Source organism: Pseudomonas sp. NFX98 (genome assembly GCF_047784845.1).
Taxonomy (GTDB): Bacteria; Pseudomonadota; Gammaproteobacteria; order Pseudomonadales; family Pseudomonadaceae; genus Aquipseudomonas.
Genome location: NZ_JBLNNF010000009.1, coordinates 191,564 through 209,594 on the forward strand (window position 1 = coordinate 191,564; position 18,031 = coordinate 209,594).

Genomic DNA, 18,031 nt, shown 5'->3' on the forward strand with positions numbered 1-18,031 from the left:
ACCTTCGGCGTGTAGGTCAGCAAGCCGTCGAGGCTCGCTTCCTTGATGGCTTCGAACTCCCAGGCGTAGTACTGCGATTCGACGTAGACGCGCATCTCGGCGTAGTCGTGCTGCTTGCGTCGAACGCCTCAGCGGCATCTCGGGTGAAGTGACTGTTCAAGATCTCCCAGCGCTTGTTCCAGCCGGTGACGGTGTGGTCATCGCACTCGGCGAGATATTCCCACTGGTCGTCCTCGTCCGGATCCATAAAGCTGCATTCCCAATCAGCCATCAGAGCTTGGTCGATTTCTGCGCGCTCTTCGTCGTCGAGGTCGTCCCAGTATTCTTTCGGGCTAAACCACCGCCGATCCTCCAGATAGACAACTCGACCTTCCGCGTATTCGATCTCGTAGCCGTAATCGATTCGCTTGGTCTGCACGGTGAATATCGCGGCCGCAGTGTGGTGCCATTTAACGCCGGCGCCGTTGCAGTGATAAACCGGCTGGGTCAGAGGATCAGCAGCAGCTAGCGAAGACCTGCTGAGCGAGATAAATGAGCTCCGCAAAAAGAATGAAACCCTACAAATTAAACTTAATAAATATGAAACATCTGCTTTAGAGTTGGGATTCGAACCAGCCGGACTTGATGCGTTATTCGTTGTTAATGGGAAATATTATTCAGAAAGAGCTAGACGGCAGCAAGCCTGGGAAAGCAAAGTTAGCTGGAGGGATATTTTTTATTTCATATCGCCTTATCTTCTCAAGAGCATTATCGAGGCGAAAGCTTCGGAAATATTACGTCTAGCCCTTCTAAAAAAAGAGAGACTTCCCACCGGATTAAGCAGCCTCGACGATCAGAACTTTCAAACAATTTCCGTACAATTAAAGGTTTTGGGCATTATTGATATGCAAGCCAAACAAGCAACAGACGGTAAAATGTATAAGTTTTGGTCTCTCACCGCAGCCGGCGAAAAGCTGATGTATCAGATGAGGGCGATTCCCGCGACTGTCGAAAAACTTGATTCTGCCTTGGCCACAGGAGAGTTCGAGGGCGATCCCGTCAAAGCAGACTAGATACTTAATCGAAGGGTTAGCGCCCCCAATAGCGCCCTTCACAACAAGCCTGAGGAGCGCCCACTACTCGATAGGTATTGCATTGTAAACGTCAGCTTTGGGTCGCCTTGTGCCGGTCATAAACAAGAATCGTAAATGGTGAAACCCGGTGCAAATGACCGGTCAGGTCGAATGCAAACAATTGGGTGGGCCTGAGCAGTTCTTCGCCCACCCCCAGCCATGGGCAAGAGATACTAGGACTCCCACACCATCACTCAAGGACGATAGCCATGCCAGATAAGTCAGAAGCCAACATCGCCACGGCGGATGCATTGACACTACTACTGCATAACCAGCACGCTCTAGGTGCGGCCCTTGAAGAGGTGACAAAATGGCTCTCTGAGAATTGTGTAGGGATTGTTGTCGCTAACGCAAACAGCGGCTATGGAAACGCTGGACTTGAATGCTCAAGCGATCACAGACGCGATTTTACGAATACGACAATCGTAGGCATCAGTTAGACCCTCGGCTGATGTAACCCGATAGCCACCCAGTAAGCACCCTACCAAGCAAATGAACAGCCCTGAGAGCTGCCATTGAAGCACTGGTCTGCGTGCCGTAAACGCCCATAACAATGCGATGGCTGCCCTTCACGCACTCGACACGAACACAGAGGTCATCGCCCAAGTGCTGGAGCGACTCCGATCCTAGCCGCTACACCCTCGCCTGCCATATTTTGACATTAGAGGCTCTGGCAGCGATACGGCGCGGGAATGGCACTTAACACCGCCTCAGCCAGAGCATGCGAACGCGATTGCATAGTTATACGCGATGCATCTCTTCAACAATCCTATTGAACTTAGTACAGGTTTCGTCCTTCAACTCCCGACTGGAAATAACGTATTTTTCCGACTTGGATATCACCTCAATATTATAAAGCACCGTCAAAACCCCAAAGTCGGAATCAAGTACATCAGCGTCGTACGTCAGGATGAGTAGTTTGCTTGGAGAAATAGCTAGCCTTATGTAGTAGAGCGGCTCGTCTTCGACAGCTCCGTTATTAATTATTACCACATTGTCTCCCAAAACGAAATGCTCTCCCGACATATCGACCTGAGTAATTGCCCAGCTCATCTCACCTATTTTTTGGACAACATCTGGATCGAGAATCCGCTCCATCATAAATTTCAGAATTGTGTTGCCTCTAACTGCTTGGACATCGATGCGCGCCTTCTCTACGACCGCTGCCATTTTGGGATTAGATTGAAATAGCTCTTCTACATAATCATCAACTTGAGCAAGACGCTTGTATCTTTCAAGCTTCCTAGGACTTCTCTCTATCATGCTCGCTATGAACAACGACCAGATACCTTTCTCCTGTGCGGTTAGCGCTCCCACACCACATTCCAGAAGTTTCCTATGAACAATGGCAGCTTGATCGTCGATATTGGCCATAAATCCTTTTTCGACTTCATCTGATCGCTCCCTAGTCCCAGGTAATTCCGGATATACCGTGTATATATTTTCTACATACGCAACTGACTTGGGTGCACCTTTCCGGAAAGAAATATTGCCCCCACCATTTCTTTGATAGATCCATAGTTGGCCGCTTTCGTCCTGCCACTCTTTCAGGAGGAACCTAGGAATAAAATGGTGTTTAGATGAAACCTGCTGTTTCGACATTAAGAAGGTCCAGTCGCCGTGATTAAATTTATTCTCGCACACCAACCGGTTGACGCTACAGAGGCAGAATCGAGGGCAAGCTCCAATCAATCCCATATAGCCTTCGCCCCCGGAAGCGTACGCCTTGCCATTCTGCATCAGCGCATGGCAACGTGAGCTTAAATCCTGCGACGTAAATTTAGGACGACAACCATGGCAGCTAACCAGGAAGCAAAAATCGCGGCAGCCGATGCTCTTACTCTGCTACTTCATAACCAGCACGCCCTGGCTGCGGCCATTGAAGAGATTACTAAGTGGCTATCAGCTAATGGTGTGGATGATGTTTCCGCTAACGCTGTGGCTGCGATTGAAACGCTGGACAACAATGCTCGGCTATCATTCGTTTAAGGCGCTCGTAGCCGGGGATGGACAGCTTGCTCTTCCATAAGAGTGAGTGTGCCCGCTCAATATCTGAGCGGGCTTGGAAGTCCCGCCGAAGCGGGTTTGGGTTTTTTACTTCTGTTAGCGCCAGAGTGCTTTGGCTAATAGACCGTTCGCACCTTTCACCCATTCCGTTGGTTTCTCTTCGCTAATCGTCACCAAGGCTTCGAAGCTTGTGATCCCCGATGTTGCAGCGGCTTCATCGATGCAATCGCGTGCATAGCTGATGGCTACCTCTTTGGTAGTCCCTACCAAGTACGTGGCCGTCCAAACGGTCGTGAGCTTGTGCTTGTAGAAGTGTTTTTTCGCGAGTTCATCGTTGAACTTGTCGCGGGCTGTCTTGCTGACGCCATTGTCGAGGTCAACCGTTACGAGTGCGTAATAAGGCATGGCCCAATCCTCAGCGGTCTTTGTTGGATTGGGATACAACAGATCCCGCTAGGGCTTTCGTGTCGTCGCTGTATTTCTCGCTCTGAAGCACTGGTCCTGCCAAGGCTTCCATTTCAGCGCTCGTTTGCTTCCCAGTCTTCGTCTGGGCGAGCACCGAAGCAGCGAGACTCTTAGCCGTAGCTGACGTGCTAGGGGTGCGGAGGGTTTCGGAAGCCAGTTTGGCCGCCTTCGATGAGGATTGTTTTGTATTGCTAGTCATGACAATTCACCTATGTAGATAAGGATGGATTTGTCAGACCGAGGGAGTACCGGCCAGCAGAGAGCCATTGACGATCCCGACAATGTTTGGCTCAATGCAATCCCCCTAGGGCTAACGCAATCGCTACTGTTTAGCTTTAGTTGGTGCGGGTGGTGGTGTTCTAAGTTGTGGAGACCGAAGCACGACCACTCGCAGACTTTCCTAAGGACCTAATTCTAGGTCAGCAGCTAACGACAAACCCTACATGTAGGGTTTTTTTGTCGTCTGCGTACAGCATATTGCGTTTTGAAGGGCGATTGCAACGTACTACCTGTGGATAAACCTGTGCGTAAATTGTGTGTGAAAGAGCGAATCGGCGTGTAGGCCGCAATGCTGCTGGACCGGGCCTTTTTTCATCATTTTTCAACGCTTGAAAACAGCCGAATAGATTTTTAGGGCCGCGAGCCCTTTCACAAAAATTCACTGTAATTGGGTGAGTACATCGCGCAGTGATCAGCGCCGAATCCGCCTTGGCTCACTGCTTTTCATTGCTGGCATGGTCGCCGTACGCGTATCTCATCCGCGATGCCTCCCGCCCCCCGCTCCTGGCTGTACATTTCACCCAGCGTCCACTTCAACCGTTGGTTTTCAACCTTCAACGCTGCCAGTTCGGTCGAGCTTTCACGATGCATAATGATCAGCTTGGCGATGTTCTGGTGGGCCTTACGCAAGTCTTTGCATGTCATCTCCAGCTCGGCACACAGCAGGGTACATTGATGCTTCAATCTCTACGTGGGTGGGAAGCCCCAGTTCATATCCGCTGTCATCGATCAAATCGTCTTTCATCACGCACACACCAAATACTGTATATACGAACAGCATCCTGACAGACTGATCACTTCAATCCGTGGCAGATGGATGGCAAAAACCACCACAGGATCGTCATGGCGGCGAAAAACCTATGACTCGTCAGACTTTCCCTTGATCTATCGCGAGTTGTTCAAATGCCTCCAAGGCCCCTTTAGGAAGGAGTACCAGCTTACTTACCGCTCTGACGATTTGAGGATTCAAGAACAAAGGCGAGTTAGTCGCAACGAAATTGAAGCTCTCAGAGGCGATGATAGGTTGCCCACCACCGAACATTGCGTTACGCCAGACAAGCCCCTCACGGGCCCGGTGATGCTGATCAGCGAGGATCTTCTCAAGAGCGCCGTGTTGTAGGTGCCCACCAGTAGGCTCCCCGTCCAGCCTTGCCTTGATCCTACCCAAGCTCCTAGACAAAACCTCTTCAGACGGCTTGTCGTTATAGTGCTCGACATCAAGCACATCGCAGTACTGGCGGAGGCGCCACACCAGTGCATCCAACCCTGCCAACTCGTGATCGAATAGGTGGAGCGAGACGACCAGATATCGATCCCCACCTGACTCGGCAAGGTGATTGAAGACCGCCTGCTCAGCATCGGGCAAAACGATGTCGTAGCCCAAGCGCTCATTTACCAACCTGAGGCCCTCTACGATCTTGTGGCCTACGTCCTTGGAGCTAACCCGGCGAAGAACCAGCATGCACTTCAGGTACTTTTCTACAGCTTGCAACCCAGACCAGATTGCTTGGGTAGCCAGACCGGCCTTTATAGCCAACCTCGCAGCAATGTAATCACCGTCTCCCGTATCCCTGAAGCTCCTGATGGCGAAGTTATTGATCCAAGCGGCCTCGGATGGCGCCGGGTACTCGGCGACAAACTGTTGCCAGGTCTTCTTTACGTCATCGCTCATGTTTACATCTCACCGAAAGGATTCAGTGATAGTAGTGACCGCAATGGCTGGGGGCCAGAAGCACGTTGCCGCCAGTTGCAGCTAGAGCAGACTGAGCACGGGGAAAGTTTCAGTAGGTTTTGCGACCCACCTCAAATCAGAAATGCTCGCACCAACCAAGATACGCTTCATCGTTTTTGAAGGAAGATAAAGGGCTTTCTGTCGCTCTCGTCATACTCATTGATCGTCAATGCATAGATGCTTGAACCAACTCCCGCCCCCTGATCCTTCCGCATGGTCGCTACAGCCTTGTAGCTATTCTCAGTCGATCCGTAGTCAATGACTTGTGGGTCGGTGACGTAAGAGTTCTTCAGGGCGCCTGCCATCAATCCAGTCCGCCTTTCTACGGTGAACTGCTTGCCGATGAAAATTCTGTTTATCGGCTTTTCTTTAGCGGCGACGGTGCTTTCAATCGTGCAACGGAAGTCTTCCGCCGCCCATGCATTTGTTGTCCCTGCCAGAGCCAGCAGTGCAACCGCTGTCCATGCTCTCATTGCGATTCTCTTGGTGTGTTGTTACGCATCGAAGAAAGGAGGTTTTTGGCGTTCACATTGCCCACTGTGAACGAACCCGATATTTTGTGAACGTTCTGAAGAAATCCAAGGCAACAAAAAAGGGCTCACCTTTCGGTGAGCCCCTCTAGACCGCCCAGCAGAGCGGATTTTGTTTGGTAGGCGCGATTGGACTCGAACCAACGACCCCCACCATGTCAAGGTGGTGCTCTAACCAACTGAGCTACGTGCCTGCTGTGAGGCGGCATTCTACGGAATTCCGGAGGGGTGTCAACACCTTTTTTCGAGCTAACCCTATGAATATGCAAAATATTTAATTTCGCCGCTGCAAAGAAGATTTTCCCGTGGCTGGCGGTGGTTTTTTAACTCGGGTAGGATCGATGCACTCGTAAAATATATTAAACAGAGGCTGCAGGATGGCGAACACCCCCTACCCAGAGTCCTACTACGCCGCATCGGCCAATGCGGTTCCGCCGCGCCCGGCTTTGCAGGATGACGTAGAGACTGATGTCTGTGTAATCGGCGCCGGTTACACCGGCCTGTCCTCTGCCCTGTTTCTGCTGGAGAACGGTTTCAAGGTCACGGTACTGGAAGCCGCCAAAGTCGGTTTCGGTGCGTCGGGGCGTAATGGCGGCCAGATCGTTAACAGCTACAGCCGTGATATCGATGTGATCGAACGCAGTGTCGGCCCCAAGCAAGCTCAGTTGCTGGGGCAGATGGCGTTCGAGGGTGGGCGGATCATTCGCGAACGGGTCGCCAAATATAATATCCAGTGCGACTTGAAGGACGGTGGCGTGTTCGCCGCCATCACGGCTAAGCAGATGGGCCACCTGGAATCCCAGAAGCGCCTATGGGAACGCTTCGGTCATACGCAGCTCGAGTTGCTGGATGAGCGGCGCATCCGTGAAGTGGTGGCCTGCGACCAATACGTCGGCGGCATGCTCGACATGAGCGGCGGGCACATTCATCCACTTAATCTGGCGCTTGGCGAAGCGGCGGCTGTGGAGTCGCTGGGCGGTGTGATTTATGAGCAGTCACCCGCGGTGCGCATCGAACGCGACGCGAATCCGGTGGTGCACACACCACAGGGTAAGGTCCGGGCAAAATTCATTATCGTGGCGGGCAACGCGTACCTGGGCAATCTGGTGCCGGAGCTGGCGGCGAAGTCGATGCCTTGCGGCACCCAGGTGATAACCACCGAGCCCTTGGGCGACGAGTTGGCGAAAAGCCTGCTGCCTCAGGATTACTGCGTCGAAGACTGCAACTACTTGCTCGACTACTACCGTCTGACGGGCGACAAACGCCTGATTTTCGGCGGCGGCGTGGTGTACGGCGCGCGGGATCCGGCGAACATCGAGGCGATCATCCGCCCGAAAATGCTCAAGGCTTTCCCGCAACTCAAGGACGTGAAGATCGACTACGCCTGGACCGGCAACTTCCTGCTGACCCTGTCGCGTCTGCCGCAAGTCGGGCGACTGGGCGACAACATCTACTACTCACAAGGTTGCAGCGGCCACGGCGTGACCTACACGCACCTCGCGGGCAAGGTCCTGGCGGAAGCATTGCGTGGCCAGGCAGAGCGTTTCGACGCGTTTGCCGACTTGCCGCACTATCCGTTTCCCGGTGGGCAATTGCTGCGTACACCGTTCGCAGCGCTGGGTGCGTGGTATTACGGGTTGCGGGATAAATTCGGGTACTAACCGTTAAAACAAAGGATCGCAGCCTTCGGCAGCTCCTACAGAAATGCGCAATCAATGTAGGAGCTGCCGAAGGCTGCGATCTTTTGATCTTAAAGTCGATCCCGTGGAATACCGCTTCGAATCCGCAAGATATCAGCCAACACCGCCAAGGCAATCTCCGCCGGTGTCTTGCTGCCCAGGTTCAAACCGATCGGCGCATGAATCCGCGCCAGTTCGGCATCGTCCAGCCCACCGATACGCCGCAACCGCTCGAAGCGCTTTTGCGAAGTTTGCATCGAGCCCATCACACCGATGTAAAACGCGTCGGTGCGCACGGCTTCCATCATTGCCAGGTCATCGATGCGCGGATCGTGGGTCAGCGCCACCACCGCCGTGTCGCTGTGACAGCCGCCATCGGCGATGAACACCGATGGCAGTTGACGACGGATCTCCACGTTGTCCAGCACCACACCTTCGAGCACTTTGTCCCGTGGATCGCAGAGAATCACTTCGAATCCCAGCCCCACCGCAAACTCCGCACACGCCTGCGCCACACTGGAATACCCGGCGAGCAACAGCCGCTGTGCCGCACCGATGCGCAGGCGAACCCGGTCGATTTCGCGCTCGACGCGCACACCCTGCTCGCGATCATCGAACAGGCTGCGCGCACCGCTGACCAGATCGACTTCACGGATCAACCGACGTCGGCCCAACAGCGCCGCTTCGAGTTCCCGCAGATGCGCCTGAACGTCGCAATCGGAATCCAGCTTCTCCACCAGCACATCGAGCACGCCGCCACAGGGCAGGCTGACCCGCGAGCGCGGGTCTTCGCCTTCGCCGTAGCGCACGACGCTGACGGCTTCCTCAAACGCGCCTTCGGCGACGCGCTCAAGGAAGTCTTCTTCGACGCAACCGCCCGACAGCGAACCGATCCACTGGCCGTCGGCGTTCACCGCCAACAACGAACCCGGCGCGCGAGGCGCCGAGCCGTACGTGGCGAGGACCGTGCAGAGCCACACGCGCTTACCGGCCAACGACCACTCCAACGCCCGCCGCACCACTTGCAGATCGAGATGCTGCATGTCAGTGCGCCTTGTGCTCAAGCGGCGGCGCATCGGCGCGAAATTTCTGCACAGCGTTCACAGCCAGGTCACCCGGCTGACCGCCCCACCCTTGACGCAGGTAGTTCAGCAGATCGGTCAGTTGCTCATCGCTGAGTTTCTCGACGAATCCCGGCATCGGCTGCATGTGCTCAAACCCGGAGAACTTCTGTTCGCCGATACCATCGTCGATCACCCGCACCAGATTGCGCGGATCTTCCAGTCGCAACGTGGTGTTGCCGCGCATGGCCACGGCGATATGCGGCTTGCCTTCGCCGCCTGGCGCATGGCAACCGGCGCAGACGTTCAGGTAATCCTGACGACCACGCTGGGCGCTGGCGCTGAGTTTGTCCAACGGTACGTCAGTCAGCACTTTTGCTGCTGGCGGCTGATCGCCGAGCAGGAACGTGGCCATCGCGGCCAGATCCGGGTCAGTGAGGCCTTGAGTGCTGTTGTGGAACACCGGGAACATTTCATTGAACATCGTGCCCTGGGCGCTCATGCCGTGCTTGAGGAACGAGCTCAGGTCCTGATGGTTCCAGCCGCGAGCCGCCAGGTCAGTGGCCAGCAGGCTCGGTGCCAGATAGCCGTTGAGGATGCCGCCGGTCATGCGCTTGTCCATCTGCATCGCACCGGGCAGGCCGCGTGGCGTGTGGCATTCGCCGCAGTGACCGAGCACGTCGACCATGTATTGGCCGCGCTTCCAGGCTTCGCTTTTGCCTTCGGCGGATTCCAGCTTCACGTCCTTGCCGTACATCATGTTCCAGCCTATCAGGCCCGGACGCACGTTGAACGGGAAGGTCAGGCTGGTGACCGGCGCGGCGCGCTCGATGGGCTCGACGGTTTTCAGGTAGGCGTGAATCGCATCGGAGTCCGCTCGCGGCATCAGGTGATACGAGGTGTACGGCATCGCCGGGTACAGGTTCGCCCCATCGCGACGCTTGCCGGCGGTCAACGCAGCGAAGAATTCGTCATCGCTGTACAGGCCGATGCCGTGCTCTTTGCTCGGGGTGATGTTGGTGCCGTAGATCGTGCCGAACGGCGACACGATCCGCAGGCCGCCCGCATACGGCGCGCCACCCGGTGCGGTGTGACACGCCATGCAGTCAGCGGCGCGGGCGAGGTATTCGCCTTGCTTGACCTGCGCGTCGTCAGCGTGGGCCAACAACACAGGCGCAGCCAGACCGACCGTCAACGCCAGACGGCTAAGTAGTTGCTTCATGCTTAACCCTCCTTGACCAGGCCGAGATCGGTCAGCACGTTGCGCGTGGCACTGTAGTAGCGCACGTACCCGGTGCAACGGCAGATGTGATGACCGAGGCTGTCCTCGATGACTTTTTCCAGCTGGCTTTTGACGATTGGCTGGCGTTGCAGCTTCTCGACCAACACCGTCGCAGCATTCACAAAACCCGGTGCGCAGTAGCTGCACTGGAAAGCGAATTCGTCGACGAAACGCTGCTGGATCGGATTCAGCTCGGTGACCTTTCCCTGCTCGTCGCGGGTCGCATGGCCTTCGATGGTCCGTACTTTCTTGCCTTCGAAATAGTGTGCGCCAGTGATGCAGGTGCGCACTTCTTCGCTGGTGCCGTCAGGGTTGTCGACGATCACCACGCAGGCGTGGCAGATGCCCTGGCCGCAACCGAGGCGCGAGCCGGTGAGGTTCTTGTATTCGTGCAGGTAGTCGATCATCGGCAGGTCATCAGGGATGTCCACCGGGCCGACGGATTGACCGTTGAGGGTCAGTTGAAGCGGACGGTTAGCCATTGAGGGCCTCCTTGATGCGCGCAGAAGTGATAGGCAGGTCGCGGACACGTTTACCGATGGCATGGGCCACGGCGTTGCCGATGGCGCCGACCACCGGGATCATCACCACTTCGGCGATGCCTTTGGACGGGTCACTTGGCGACAATGGCGGGAGGATTTCCGCAGTCTGTTTCCACACCGCAACGTGGCGCGCCATCGGCAAGCGGTAGCGGTTGAAGTTCCAGTCACCCTCCCCCGGCCCGCCTTCGTACAGCGGCATTTCTTCCATCAGCGCATGGCCGATGCCCATGGCGATACCGCCTTCGAGCTGGCCCTTGACCAACTCCGGCACCAGCACCCGACCGCACTCGACCCACGAGTGGTGGTTGAGCACCGACACTTCGTTCGAACCCTTGTTGACCTTCACTTCCACCAGCGTCGCGACCGGGCTGTAGTAAGTCACCGCCGCGTTGTTCAACTGGGTCGCCGGGTAGGCGATGTTCTGCCGATCCAGCAGATGGAAACCGGCGCTGTTCATCTGCGCCTTCTTCGCGTTCGGTGCACCGTCGCCGTACTTCACGGCCAGACCATCGAGTGGCAAGCGTTCACGCACGCCATCGATGCTGTACTCGGCCTCAGCCCAACTCCAGCGGTTGAAGCCGTGGACCGTGGCGCCAGTGACCAGACCACGCTCGTGGGCACGCTTGGCCAGCACCGCAAACGGCAAAGGCTCCATGCCGTTGGCGGTGAGCTTGCCGTCGACCCAATGAGCGTCTTCGCGACGCACCACATAAGGGTTGGCCTGGCCGCCAAAAGGACCCTGCCGCCAGATCTCCATCGCCGCCGGCCATAAGCCGTGGTTGAACAGTACGCGCGCCGCTTCACGGGTGGCGTGGCTGAAGTAGTACGCCGAGTTGGTCGCGGATGAAGCCGAAGCGACCTTGCCAACCCAACGCGGGTTGCGCAGGAAGTTGTCCTGCTCGGCCTGGCTCATGATGTACGGGTTGCCGCCGCTGATCAGCTGCAACTCTTTCCATTCAGTTTCGCCGGTCTTCACTTCGTGCGCCGGGTTGCCGAGGAAATCGGCCACCACCATCGCCTGGGAAGTGGACATGCCGGTGCCGATTTCGATGCCGATGTGGCGCAGGGTAATGCGACCGTCAACGGTGTACTCGATGCTCGCCATCGGCGCTTCGGAACCAGTGCCGAAGTCTTTCTGGCAGATGGCGAAACCGATGCCGTACCAGTTATCCGGGTCGGCAGCTTCGCGTTGTTTCTTGATCGCGGCGCGGTTTTTCCAGGTGTCGTGAACCGCTGCCTTGTCGAGAATCTCGTGCAGTCGCAAAGCACCGGCAGGCACCGCGCCCTGGGTGTTTTTCATGCCCGAACGCAGTGCATTCTTGCGGCGCAGTTCGATGGCATCGACACCGAGGCGATCGGCGATTTCGTCGACCATCATCTCGGTGGACGCCATGCTTTGCAGGGTGCCGTAGCCACGCATCGACCCGGCTTCAACGGCGCGGGAATGATAGGCCGTCACCTGCAAATCGTTCTGCGGCATGTAGTAGATCGACTGCGCCGCCGTGGCGCCAACCGCTGCCACCGACGGGCTGTAGTTGACCCGGCCGCCACCGTCGACGCTCATCTCGGCGCGGAAAATCTTGAAGCTGTAATCGGTCTTGTCCACCGCCAGTTGGTAGCGGATATCGAACGGGTGGCGCTTGATGCCGCTCTGGAACTGTTCATAGCGATCGTTCGCCAGACGCACTGGCACACCGGCACCGTACAACGCTGCAAGGGCGGCGTAGTAGACAAAAATGTTGTGGTCTTTCGAGCCGTAACCCACGGTGTAGCCGGGGTGCATGTTCAGGTTGGCCAGGCCGAAACGCGACGGCGCGATCATCTTCGCGGTCTCGGTCGCGGTTTCCAGCGGGCACTGTGTCGCCACCACGAAATGCAGAGTTTTGGTTGCCGGATCGTACCAACCGTTGCCGTTGTCCGGCTCCATCGCGGCAGGTTCGATCGATGGCGTCTTGTAGCGTTCGTCGAACACCAGCCAGTTGTCTGGCGGCGTGTCGATCTGCTGCTTCATGCGCTCGGCGTAGAACAGGCCGCGCTCGGTCAGGTTGCCGTGCAGGTTCGGCTGCGAGTTCCATACCGGACGACGGTTTTTCAGCATCGGGAACAGGATCGAATCCTTGAGGCTGGCGAATTCGTCTTCATCGGCCGAGGTCGCACCGCCGACGCGCACGTAGCGAAAGCTGCCGTAAGGATCACCTTCGTAGAACGGCACCTGAGCACCGTAACGAATCGCTTTGTCATTGAATTTGAGTTGGGCCTTGGCCTGGCGGAAACGCTCGAAGTCGTTCCAGATCAGGATCGCCACCGGGTGGCCGATGAACATCGGCACCTTGCCGGCCGGCAGCAGCGGATCAGGCGCGTGTTCTTCCGGGAAGGCGATGCCGTCCTTGATCAGGTCGTCGGCGGTGACGATGCGATCCGGCTGCAATTCGGCACCGAGCCACGACAGGTCGTAGCCGTCATAAATTCGGTCGGCCTTGATGGTTTTCAGCAGCATGGCGTGGCCTTGCTGCTGCGGCCAGCCCGGCATGTCCTTGGCGCGGATGTCGCGGGCAAACACCTTGCTGCCGCAGACCTTGGACAAGGCGTCATTACGGGCGCGCGCCTTGCCGTTGTTGCCGAGCCATTGCTCGGACGGCACGGTCACGCTGTTTTCCATCAAGGCTGCCAGCGCCTGGCTGCTCAACGGCGTGAGCGTTACGCTCACACCCGCTACCAGCCCGCCCTGAAGGAACGAGCGCCGGGATATATCACGGTTGGACATGGATCATCCTCTGGGCGGTTATGGGGTCCGCCCTTCTGGTTATGTACTGGGAATCTCGAGTCTTGCAGAAGCCCCTTTTGACGATGCAAAGGGCTGTGTTGACAGTGCAAAGCTGACCGAAAGGTTAACTTTAAAGGTTTATGCGCTCTCGGAAAACAAAAAACTGACCAGGAAATCAAAAAACCGCGGCTTTTCGACGCAGCAGATCGATGAACAATCCCAGCTCCCGACTTATGTGCTCACCTTTGCGCAACAGCAGCCCGAACGGCGCCAGTTGCACATCCAGTTCCACCGGAAGCGCCACCACCAGCCCCATTTTAAGGTAGTCGCGCAATGCGGTTTCCGACAGGACCATGATCGCGTCGGTCAGTTGAATCAGCTGCTGCATCGAATACACCGAGCTGCATTCGATGATGTCCGCCGGCAGCGGCAAGGCCAGGCGCTGCAAGGCCTGATCCAGACCGATGCGCGCCGGGCTGGTTTCCGGTTGCAGGATCCACGGCCAGCCGTTGACCAGTTCTGCCATCTCCAGCTTCTTGCGCCGAGCCAGCGGGTGGCCGGCGTGCACCACCACCAGCAATCGCTCGTTGCCCAGTTGTTCGAAGACGTAATGCTCACTGTCGGTGGCTGCATTGCGCCGGGCGATGGCGAGGTCGATGCGACCCTGCTCCAGCAACTGGATCACTTGGTCGCTGGTGTCGCCCATGATGCGAATTCGCAGCTGCGGATTGAGTGATTTGATCTCGGCAATCGAATCCATCACCAGATCCGGCGCCGCGCCCATGATGGTGCCAATCGACAGGTAACCGTATCCGCCCTGCTGACGGGCCATCAGGTCCTCGGCGCAACGGTCGAGACCACTGAGGGCTGACTCGGCAAAACGAATCAGCTCCTGGCCCAGCGCCGTCGGTCGCATACCGCGCGGCAAACGTTCGAACAGGTCGCAGCCAAACATGTCTTCAATTTCATGGAGCATGCGGGTGGCAGCCGGTTGCGACATGTTCAGGCTTTGCGAAGCACGGTGCAGGTTCTGGCTGGTGCTGAGCGTCACCAGCATGTGCAGATGCTTGTAGCGCAGGCGGTTGAGCAGGCTGCGGGAGATGGTTGGCGTGGTCATCACGGGCCTTTTTTGTCGATACCCTGAAGGTATCAGTTGTGAGCTAGATTCGATTTGTAACGCATCGCTCAGCGGCCGTACAGTCTTCCCCATAAGAACAAATGCCCTACCAAAGGAAAACTGCGATGAAGACTCTACCCGCGCCTCTGCTCGCCAAAATTTCCTGGCGGCTGCTCCCGTTTCTCCTGCTGATGTACATCATGGCTTTCCTCGACCGCGCCAACGTCGGGTTCGCCAAGCAAGCCTTCCAGGCCGACACCAATATCAGTGATGCCGCGTTCGCCTTCGGCGCCGGGGTGTTCTTCGTCGGTTACGCGCTGCTCGAAGTGCCGAGCAACCTGATTCTGCACCGTGTCGGCGCTCGCTTGTGGATGTGCCGGATCATGGTCACCTGGGGCCTGGTCTCCGCGGCCATGGTCTTCGCCCACACCGAAACCAGCTTCTACATCCTGCGTTTTTTGCTGGGCGTGGCCGAGGCCGGATTCTTCCCCGGCGTGATCCTTTACCTCACCTACTGGTTCCCCAGCGCCGTGCGCGGCAAAGCCATGGGCTTCTTCTACTTCGGTGCGCCGCTGGCGTTCATCTTCGGCAGCCCGTTGTCCGGCCTGCTGCTGGAAATGGACGGTTTTGCCGGCTTCCACGGCTGGCAGTGGCTGTTCGCCGTTGAAGGCTTGATGGCCACGGCGGTGGGCATCTGGGCCTATTGGTACCTGGACAATCGCCCGGCCGATGCCAAGTGGCTGACCGTCGAGGAACGCCAGCAAGTGCAGAGCCTGCTCGATCAGGAAGACAGCCACAAACAGAACCACGGCCGCAGCCTGCTCAACGTGATTTGTCAGCCTTCGGTGCTGTACCTGTGCCTGATTTACCTGCTGATCCAGGCGAGCGTCTACGGTGTGGTGTTTTACCTGCCGACCCAGGTTGGCGGACTGCTTGGCACCAAGGTCGGCTTGATGGTCGGACTGGTCACCGCGATTCCATGGATTTGCGCATTGATCGCCGCCTATCTGATTCCCGGTTACAGCGACCGCACTGGCGAACGCCGCCGCACCGCTTGCTTGACCCTGTTGATGGCTGCCGCCGGGATCGCCTGCTCGGTGACCTTCAGCAATCCGCTGCTGGGGATCATTGCCCTGTGCTTCGCCGCCTCCGGCTTCATCGCCGTGCAACCGGTGTTCTGGACTTTCCCCTCCAGCTATCTCGCCGGCAGCGCCGCCGCAGCCGGCATCGCCCTGATCAACTCGTTCGGCGCCCTCGGCGGCTTCATCGCCCCGGTACTGAAGAACTGGGCCGAAGGCGCCTTCCATTCACCGGCAGCCGGCTTGTACGTGCTGTCCGCTACCACCGTCATCGCCGCGTTGCTGGTGCTGGGCGTACGTTCGCCCAGCCATAAAGCCTCGAATAAACCGGCCACCGTTTAAACCTGACCGCCGTTTAAAAAAAGGAATCACACCATGGGCATTCCAACCATCAAACACGTCCGCGCTTTCACTCTGCGAGGCGGCGGCGCCGATTATCACGACCAGGCCGACGGCCACTGGATCGACGATCACATCGCTACCCCGATGAGCAAGTACCCCGAGTACCGCCAGAGCCGACGCACCTTCGGCATCAACGTACTCGGTACGCTGGTGGTAGAGATTGAAGCCAGCGACGGTACCGTCGGTTTTGCCGTGACCACGGGCGGCGAGCCTGCCGCCTACATCGTCGAGAAACATCTGGCGCGGTTCCTTGAAGGTGCCCGTGTCACCGACATCGAAAAGATCTGGGACCAGATGTACCAGTCGACCCTGTATTACGGGCGAAAAGGCATCGTCATCAACACAATCTCCGGCGTCGACCTGGCGCTGTGGGACTTACTCGGCAAGATCCGCCAGGAGCCGGTGCACCAATTGCTCGGCGGCGCAGTGCGCGACGAATTGCAGTTCTACGCCACCGGTGCCCGCCCGGACCTGGCGCAGAAAATGGGCTTCATCGGCGGCAAGATGCCGCTGCACCACGGCCCCGCCGAAGGCGAAGAAGGCCTGCGCAAGAACCTCGAAGAACTGGCGACCATGCGTGAACGCGTCGGCCCGGACTTCTGGCTGATGCTCGATTGCTGGATGAGCCTGGACCTCAACTACGCCACCAAACTGGCGGTCGGCGCCCACGAACATGGCTTGAAGTGGATCGAAGAAGCCCTGCCGCCAGACGATTACTGGGGCTACGCCGCCCTGCGCAACAATGTACCGAAAGGCATGCTGGTAACCACCGGCGAACACGAAGCCACGCGTTGGGGCTTCCGTATGCTGCTGGAAATGGGCTGCTGCGACATCATTCAGCCAGACGTCGGCTGGTGCGGCGGCCTCACCGAACTGGTGAAAATCTCAGCCCTGGCCGATGCCCACAATGCGCTGGTCATCCCCCACGGCTCGTCGGTGTACAGCTATCACTTCGTCGCCACCCGGCATAACAGCCCGTTCGCCGAATTTCTGATGATGGCGCCGAAGGCCGACGAAGTGGTGCCGATGTTCCACCCGCAGCTGCTCGGCGAACCGGTGCCGGTCAATGGCCGCATGCGCCTGTCGGCGCTCGACCAGCCCGGTTTCGGCGTGACACTCAATCCCGAATGCCAACTGCACCGGCCGTACAGCCGCTGAGAAAGGAGCCCGACATGAACATGCCGCACAACGCTTTCAAAGCCGCGCTGAAAAAAGCCGCGCCTCAATATGGCATCTGGGCCGGATTCGCCACCGGCTACGCCGCCGAAATCGTCGCCACCACCGGTTACGACTGGATGCTGATCGACGGCGAGCATGCGCCGAACACCGTGCCCGGCGTCCTCGCGCAATTGCAGGCCGTGGCACCCTACTCCACTGCGCCGATCGTGCGCGCAGTGAATGGCGACGCCAACCTGATCAAGCAACTGCTGGATATCGGCGCGCAGACGCTGATGATCCCGATGGTCGAAACCGCCGAGCAAGCCCAGGCGCTGGTGCGTGCCATGCGCTACCCGCCCCACGGCATTCGCGGTGTCGGCGGCGGCCTGACCCGCGCCACACGCTGGGATGGCGTGCCCGATTACCTCAATACCGCCCATGAACAGCTGTGCCTGATCGTGCAGGTGGAATCGCGCATCGGCGTGGAAAACGTCGAAGCGATTGCCGCCGTCGAGGGTGTGGATGCGGTGTTCATCGGGCCGGCGGATTTGTCGATTGGCCTTGGCCATGTCGGCAATCCAGGTCATCCGGAAGTTCAGGAACGGATTCAACACGCGGTAAACGCAACTCTGGCGGCGGGCAAAGCCTGCGGGATTCTCGCCCCCAACGAAGAAGATGCCCGTCGCTACCAAGGCTGGGGTTGCCAGTTCATCGCAGTAGCCATCGACATCAGCCTGCTGCGCCAAAGCGCCATGGCTACCCTCGCCCGCTACCGCGAACCCGCCAGCACTCAAGCGCCGTCACGCACTTACTGAAATGCCA

Annotated in this window: 17 protein-coding genes, 1 tRNA gene and 1 pseudogene; 8 read left to right on the plus strand and 11 right to left on the minus strand. The window is 57.7% G+C overall.

Annotation, left to right across the window (positions count from 1 at the left end):
- Window positions 1–193: 193 nt before the first annotated feature.
- From ACM110_RS14530 to ACM110_RS14540, 3 genes and pseudogenes are all read left to right on the plus strand, one after another.
- Entirely contained in the window at window positions 194–508 is a 315-nt protein-coding gene (locus ACM110_RS14530; RefSeq protein WP_416128295.1) for a hypothetical protein, read from the plus strand.
- Window positions 509–599: 91 nt separating this feature from the next.
- Complete coding sequence (locus tag ACM110_RS14535; RefSeq protein ID WP_416128296.1) at window positions 600–1,052, plus strand: hypothetical protein; 453 nt, start codon at window positions 600–602, stop codon at window positions 1,050–1,052.
- A gap of 269 nt (window positions 1,053–1,321) precedes the next feature.
- Window positions 1,322–1,541: pseudogene (locus ACM110_RS14540) on the plus strand (hypothetical protein).
- Window positions 1,542–1,853: 312 nt separating this feature from the next.
- Here ACM110_RS14540 and ACM110_RS14545 read toward each other — a convergent pair.
- Complete coding sequence (locus ACM110_RS14545; RefSeq protein WP_416128297.1) at window positions 1,854–2,714, minus strand: DUF4238 domain-containing protein; 861 nt, start codon at window positions 2,712–2,714, stop codon at window positions 1,854–1,856.
- A 192-nt stretch (window positions 2,715–2,906) separates the two neighbouring features.
- Here ACM110_RS14545 and ACM110_RS14550 point away from each other — a divergent pair, with 192 nt between their 5' ends.
- Window positions 2,907–3,101: a hypothetical protein gene (locus ACM110_RS14550; protein WP_416128298.1), complete on the plus strand. Its 195-nt coding sequence runs from the start codon at window positions 2,907–2,909 to the stop codon at window positions 3,099–3,101.
- 114 nt (window positions 3,102–3,215) lie between these two features.
- Here ACM110_RS14550 and ACM110_RS14555 read toward each other — a convergent pair whose 3' ends face one another.
- The 5 genes from ACM110_RS14555 to ACM110_RS14575 all read right to left on the minus strand — a co-directional run bounded on the left by ACM110_RS14555 (window position 3,216) and on the right by ACM110_RS14575 (window position 6,319).
- The gene (locus ACM110_RS14555; RefSeq protein ID WP_416128299.1) at window positions 3,216–3,524 is read right to left on the minus strand and encodes a hypothetical protein; all 309 of its coding nucleotides are present in this window, start codon (window positions 3,522–3,524) and stop codon (window positions 3,216–3,218) included.
- A gap of 783 nt (window positions 3,525–4,307) precedes the next feature.
- Window positions 4,308–4,508 carry a hypothetical protein gene (locus ACM110_RS14560; RefSeq protein ID WP_416128300.1) on the minus strand — a complete coding sequence of 67 codons (201 nt, stop codon included), beginning with the start codon at window positions 4,506–4,508 and terminating at the stop codon, window positions 4,308–4,310.
- A gap of 223 nt (window positions 4,509–4,731) precedes the next feature.
- Complete coding sequence (locus ACM110_RS14565; protein ID WP_416128301.1) at window positions 4,732–5,535, minus strand: hypothetical protein; 804 nt, start codon at window positions 5,533–5,535, stop codon at window positions 4,732–4,734.
- Window positions 5,536–5,702: 167 nt separating this feature from the next.
- A complete protein-coding gene (locus ACM110_RS14570) occupies window positions 5,703–6,068 on the minus strand; it encodes a hypothetical protein (protein WP_416128302.1) in 366 nt (121 codons plus the stop codon).
- 174 nt (window positions 6,069–6,242) lie between these two features.
- Window positions 6,243–6,319 (minus strand) — tRNA-Val (locus ACM110_RS14575).
- 183 nt (window positions 6,320–6,502) lie between these two features.
- On the opposite strand from ACM110_RS14575, the gene ACM110_RS14580 reads away from it, so the two are divergent.
- Window positions 6,503–7,786 carry an NAD(P)/FAD-dependent oxidoreductase gene (locus tag ACM110_RS14580; RefSeq protein WP_416128303.1) on the plus strand — a complete coding sequence of 428 codons (1,284 nt, stop codon included), beginning with the start codon at window positions 6,503–6,505 and terminating at the stop codon, window positions 7,784–7,786.
- 89 nt (window positions 7,787–7,875) lie between these two features.
- Here the strand turns inward: ACM110_RS14580 and ACM110_RS14585 are convergent, their stop codons facing one another.
- From ACM110_RS14585 to ACM110_RS14605, 5 genes are all read right to left on the minus strand, one after another.
- Window positions 7,876–8,847, minus strand: a complete 972-nt coding sequence (locus ACM110_RS14585; protein ID WP_416128304.1) for an XdhC family protein — start codon at window positions 8,845–8,847, stop codon at window positions 7,876–7,878.
- Window position 8,848: 1 nt separating this feature from the next.
- Window positions 8,849–10,087, minus strand: a complete 1,239-nt coding sequence (locus tag ACM110_RS14590; protein WP_416128305.1) for a c-type cytochrome — start codon at window positions 10,085–10,087, stop codon at window positions 8,849–8,851.
- 2 nt (window positions 10,088–10,089) lie between these two features.
- Complete coding sequence (locus tag ACM110_RS14595; protein WP_007982256.1) at window positions 10,090–10,629, minus strand: (2Fe-2S)-binding protein; 540 nt, start codon at window positions 10,627–10,629, stop codon at window positions 10,090–10,092.
- Entirely contained in the window at window positions 10,622–13,453 is a 2,832-nt protein-coding gene (locus tag ACM110_RS14600; protein ID WP_416128306.1) for a xanthine dehydrogenase family protein molybdopterin-binding subunit, read from the minus strand. The genes ACM110_RS14595 and ACM110_RS14600 overlap by 8 nt, the downstream gene beginning before the upstream one ends.
- Before the next feature lie 175 nt (window positions 13,454–13,628).
- Window positions 13,629–14,570: a LysR family transcriptional regulator gene (locus ACM110_RS14605; RefSeq protein WP_150705501.1), complete on the minus strand. Its 942-nt coding sequence runs from the start codon at window positions 14,568–14,570 to the stop codon at window positions 13,629–13,631.
- A gap of 125 nt (window positions 14,571–14,695) precedes the next feature.
- Here ACM110_RS14605 and ACM110_RS14610 point away from each other — a divergent pair, with 125 nt between their 5' ends.
- From ACM110_RS14610 to ACM110_RS14620, 3 genes are read left to right on the plus strand one after another with little or no spacing between them, the layout of a single operon-like run.
- Window positions 14,696–15,991 carry an MFS transporter gene (locus tag ACM110_RS14610; protein ID WP_416128307.1) on the plus strand — a complete coding sequence of 432 codons (1,296 nt, stop codon included), beginning with the start codon at window positions 14,696–14,698 and terminating at the stop codon, window positions 15,989–15,991.
- Window positions 15,992–16,024: 33 nt separating this feature from the next.
- The gene (gene rhmD, locus ACM110_RS14615; protein ID WP_416128308.1) at window positions 16,025–17,209 is read left to right on the plus strand and encodes an L-rhamnonate dehydratase; all 1,185 of its coding nucleotides are present in this window, start codon (window positions 16,025–16,027) and stop codon (window positions 17,207–17,209) included.
- Window positions 17,210–17,223: 14 nt separating this feature from the next.
- Window positions 17,224–18,024 carry an aldolase/citrate lyase family protein gene (locus tag ACM110_RS14620; RefSeq protein WP_416128309.1) on the plus strand — a complete coding sequence of 267 codons (801 nt, stop codon included), beginning with the start codon at window positions 17,224–17,226 and terminating at the stop codon, window positions 18,022–18,024.
- Window positions 18,025–18,031 lie beyond the last annotated feature (7 nt).

Bases quoted from the DNA above. Each gene is read 5' to 3' on its own strand.
- ACM110_RS14545 (WP_416128297.1), bottom strand. From the start codon at position 2,714: ATGTCGAAACAGCAGGTTTCATCTAAACACCATTTTATTCCTAGGTTC.
- ACM110_RS14550 (WP_416128298.1), top strand. From the start codon at position 2,907: ATGGCAGCTAACCAGGAAGCAAAAATCGCGGCAGCCGATGCTCTTACT.
- ACM110_RS14555 (WP_416128299.1), bottom strand. From the start codon at position 3,524: ATGCCTTATTACGCACTCGTAACGGTTGACCTCGACAATGGCGTCAGC.
- ACM110_RS14560 (WP_416128300.1), bottom strand. From the start codon at position 4,508: ATGACATGCAAAGACTTGCGTAAGGCCCACCAGAACATCGCCAAGCTG.
- ACM110_RS14565 (WP_416128301.1), bottom strand. From the start codon at position 5,535: ATGAGCGATGACGTAAAGAAGACCTGGCAACAGTTTGTCGCCGAGTAC.
- ACM110_RS14570 (WP_416128302.1), bottom strand. From the start codon at position 6,068: ATGAGAGCATGGACAGCGGTTGCACTGCTGGCTCTGGCAGGGACAACA.
- ACM110_RS14580 (WP_416128303.1), top strand. From the start codon at position 6,503: ATGGCGAACACCCCCTACCCAGAGTCCTACTACGCCGCATCGGCCAAT.
- ACM110_RS14585 (WP_416128304.1), bottom strand. From the start codon at position 8,847: ATGCAGCATCTCGATCTGCAAGTGGTGCGGCGGGCGTTGGAGTGGTCG.
- ACM110_RS14590 (WP_416128305.1), bottom strand. From the start codon at position 10,087: ATGAAGCAACTACTTAGCCGTCTGGCGTTGACGGTCGGTCTGGCTGCG.
- ACM110_RS14595 (WP_007982256.1), bottom strand. From the start codon at position 10,629: ATGGCTAACCGTCCGCTTCAACTGACCCTCAACGGTCAATCCGTCGGC.
- ACM110_RS14600 (WP_416128306.1), bottom strand. From the start codon at position 13,453: ATGTCCAACCGTGATATATCCCGGCGCTCGTTCCTTCAGGGCGGGCTG.
- ACM110_RS14605 (WP_150705501.1), bottom strand. From the start codon at position 14,570: ATGACCACGCCAACCATCTCCCGCAGCCTGCTCAACCGCCTGCGCTAC.
- ACM110_RS14610 (WP_416128307.1), top strand. From the start codon at position 14,696: ATGAAGACTCTACCCGCGCCTCTGCTCGCCAAAATTTCCTGGCGGCTG.
- rhmD (WP_416128308.1), top strand. From the start codon at position 16,025: ATGGGCATTCCAACCATCAAACACGTCCGCGCTTTCACTCTGCGAGGC.
- ACM110_RS14620 (WP_416128309.1), top strand. From the start codon at position 17,224: ATGAACATGCCGCACAACGCTTTCAAAGCCGCGCTGAAAAAAGCCGCG.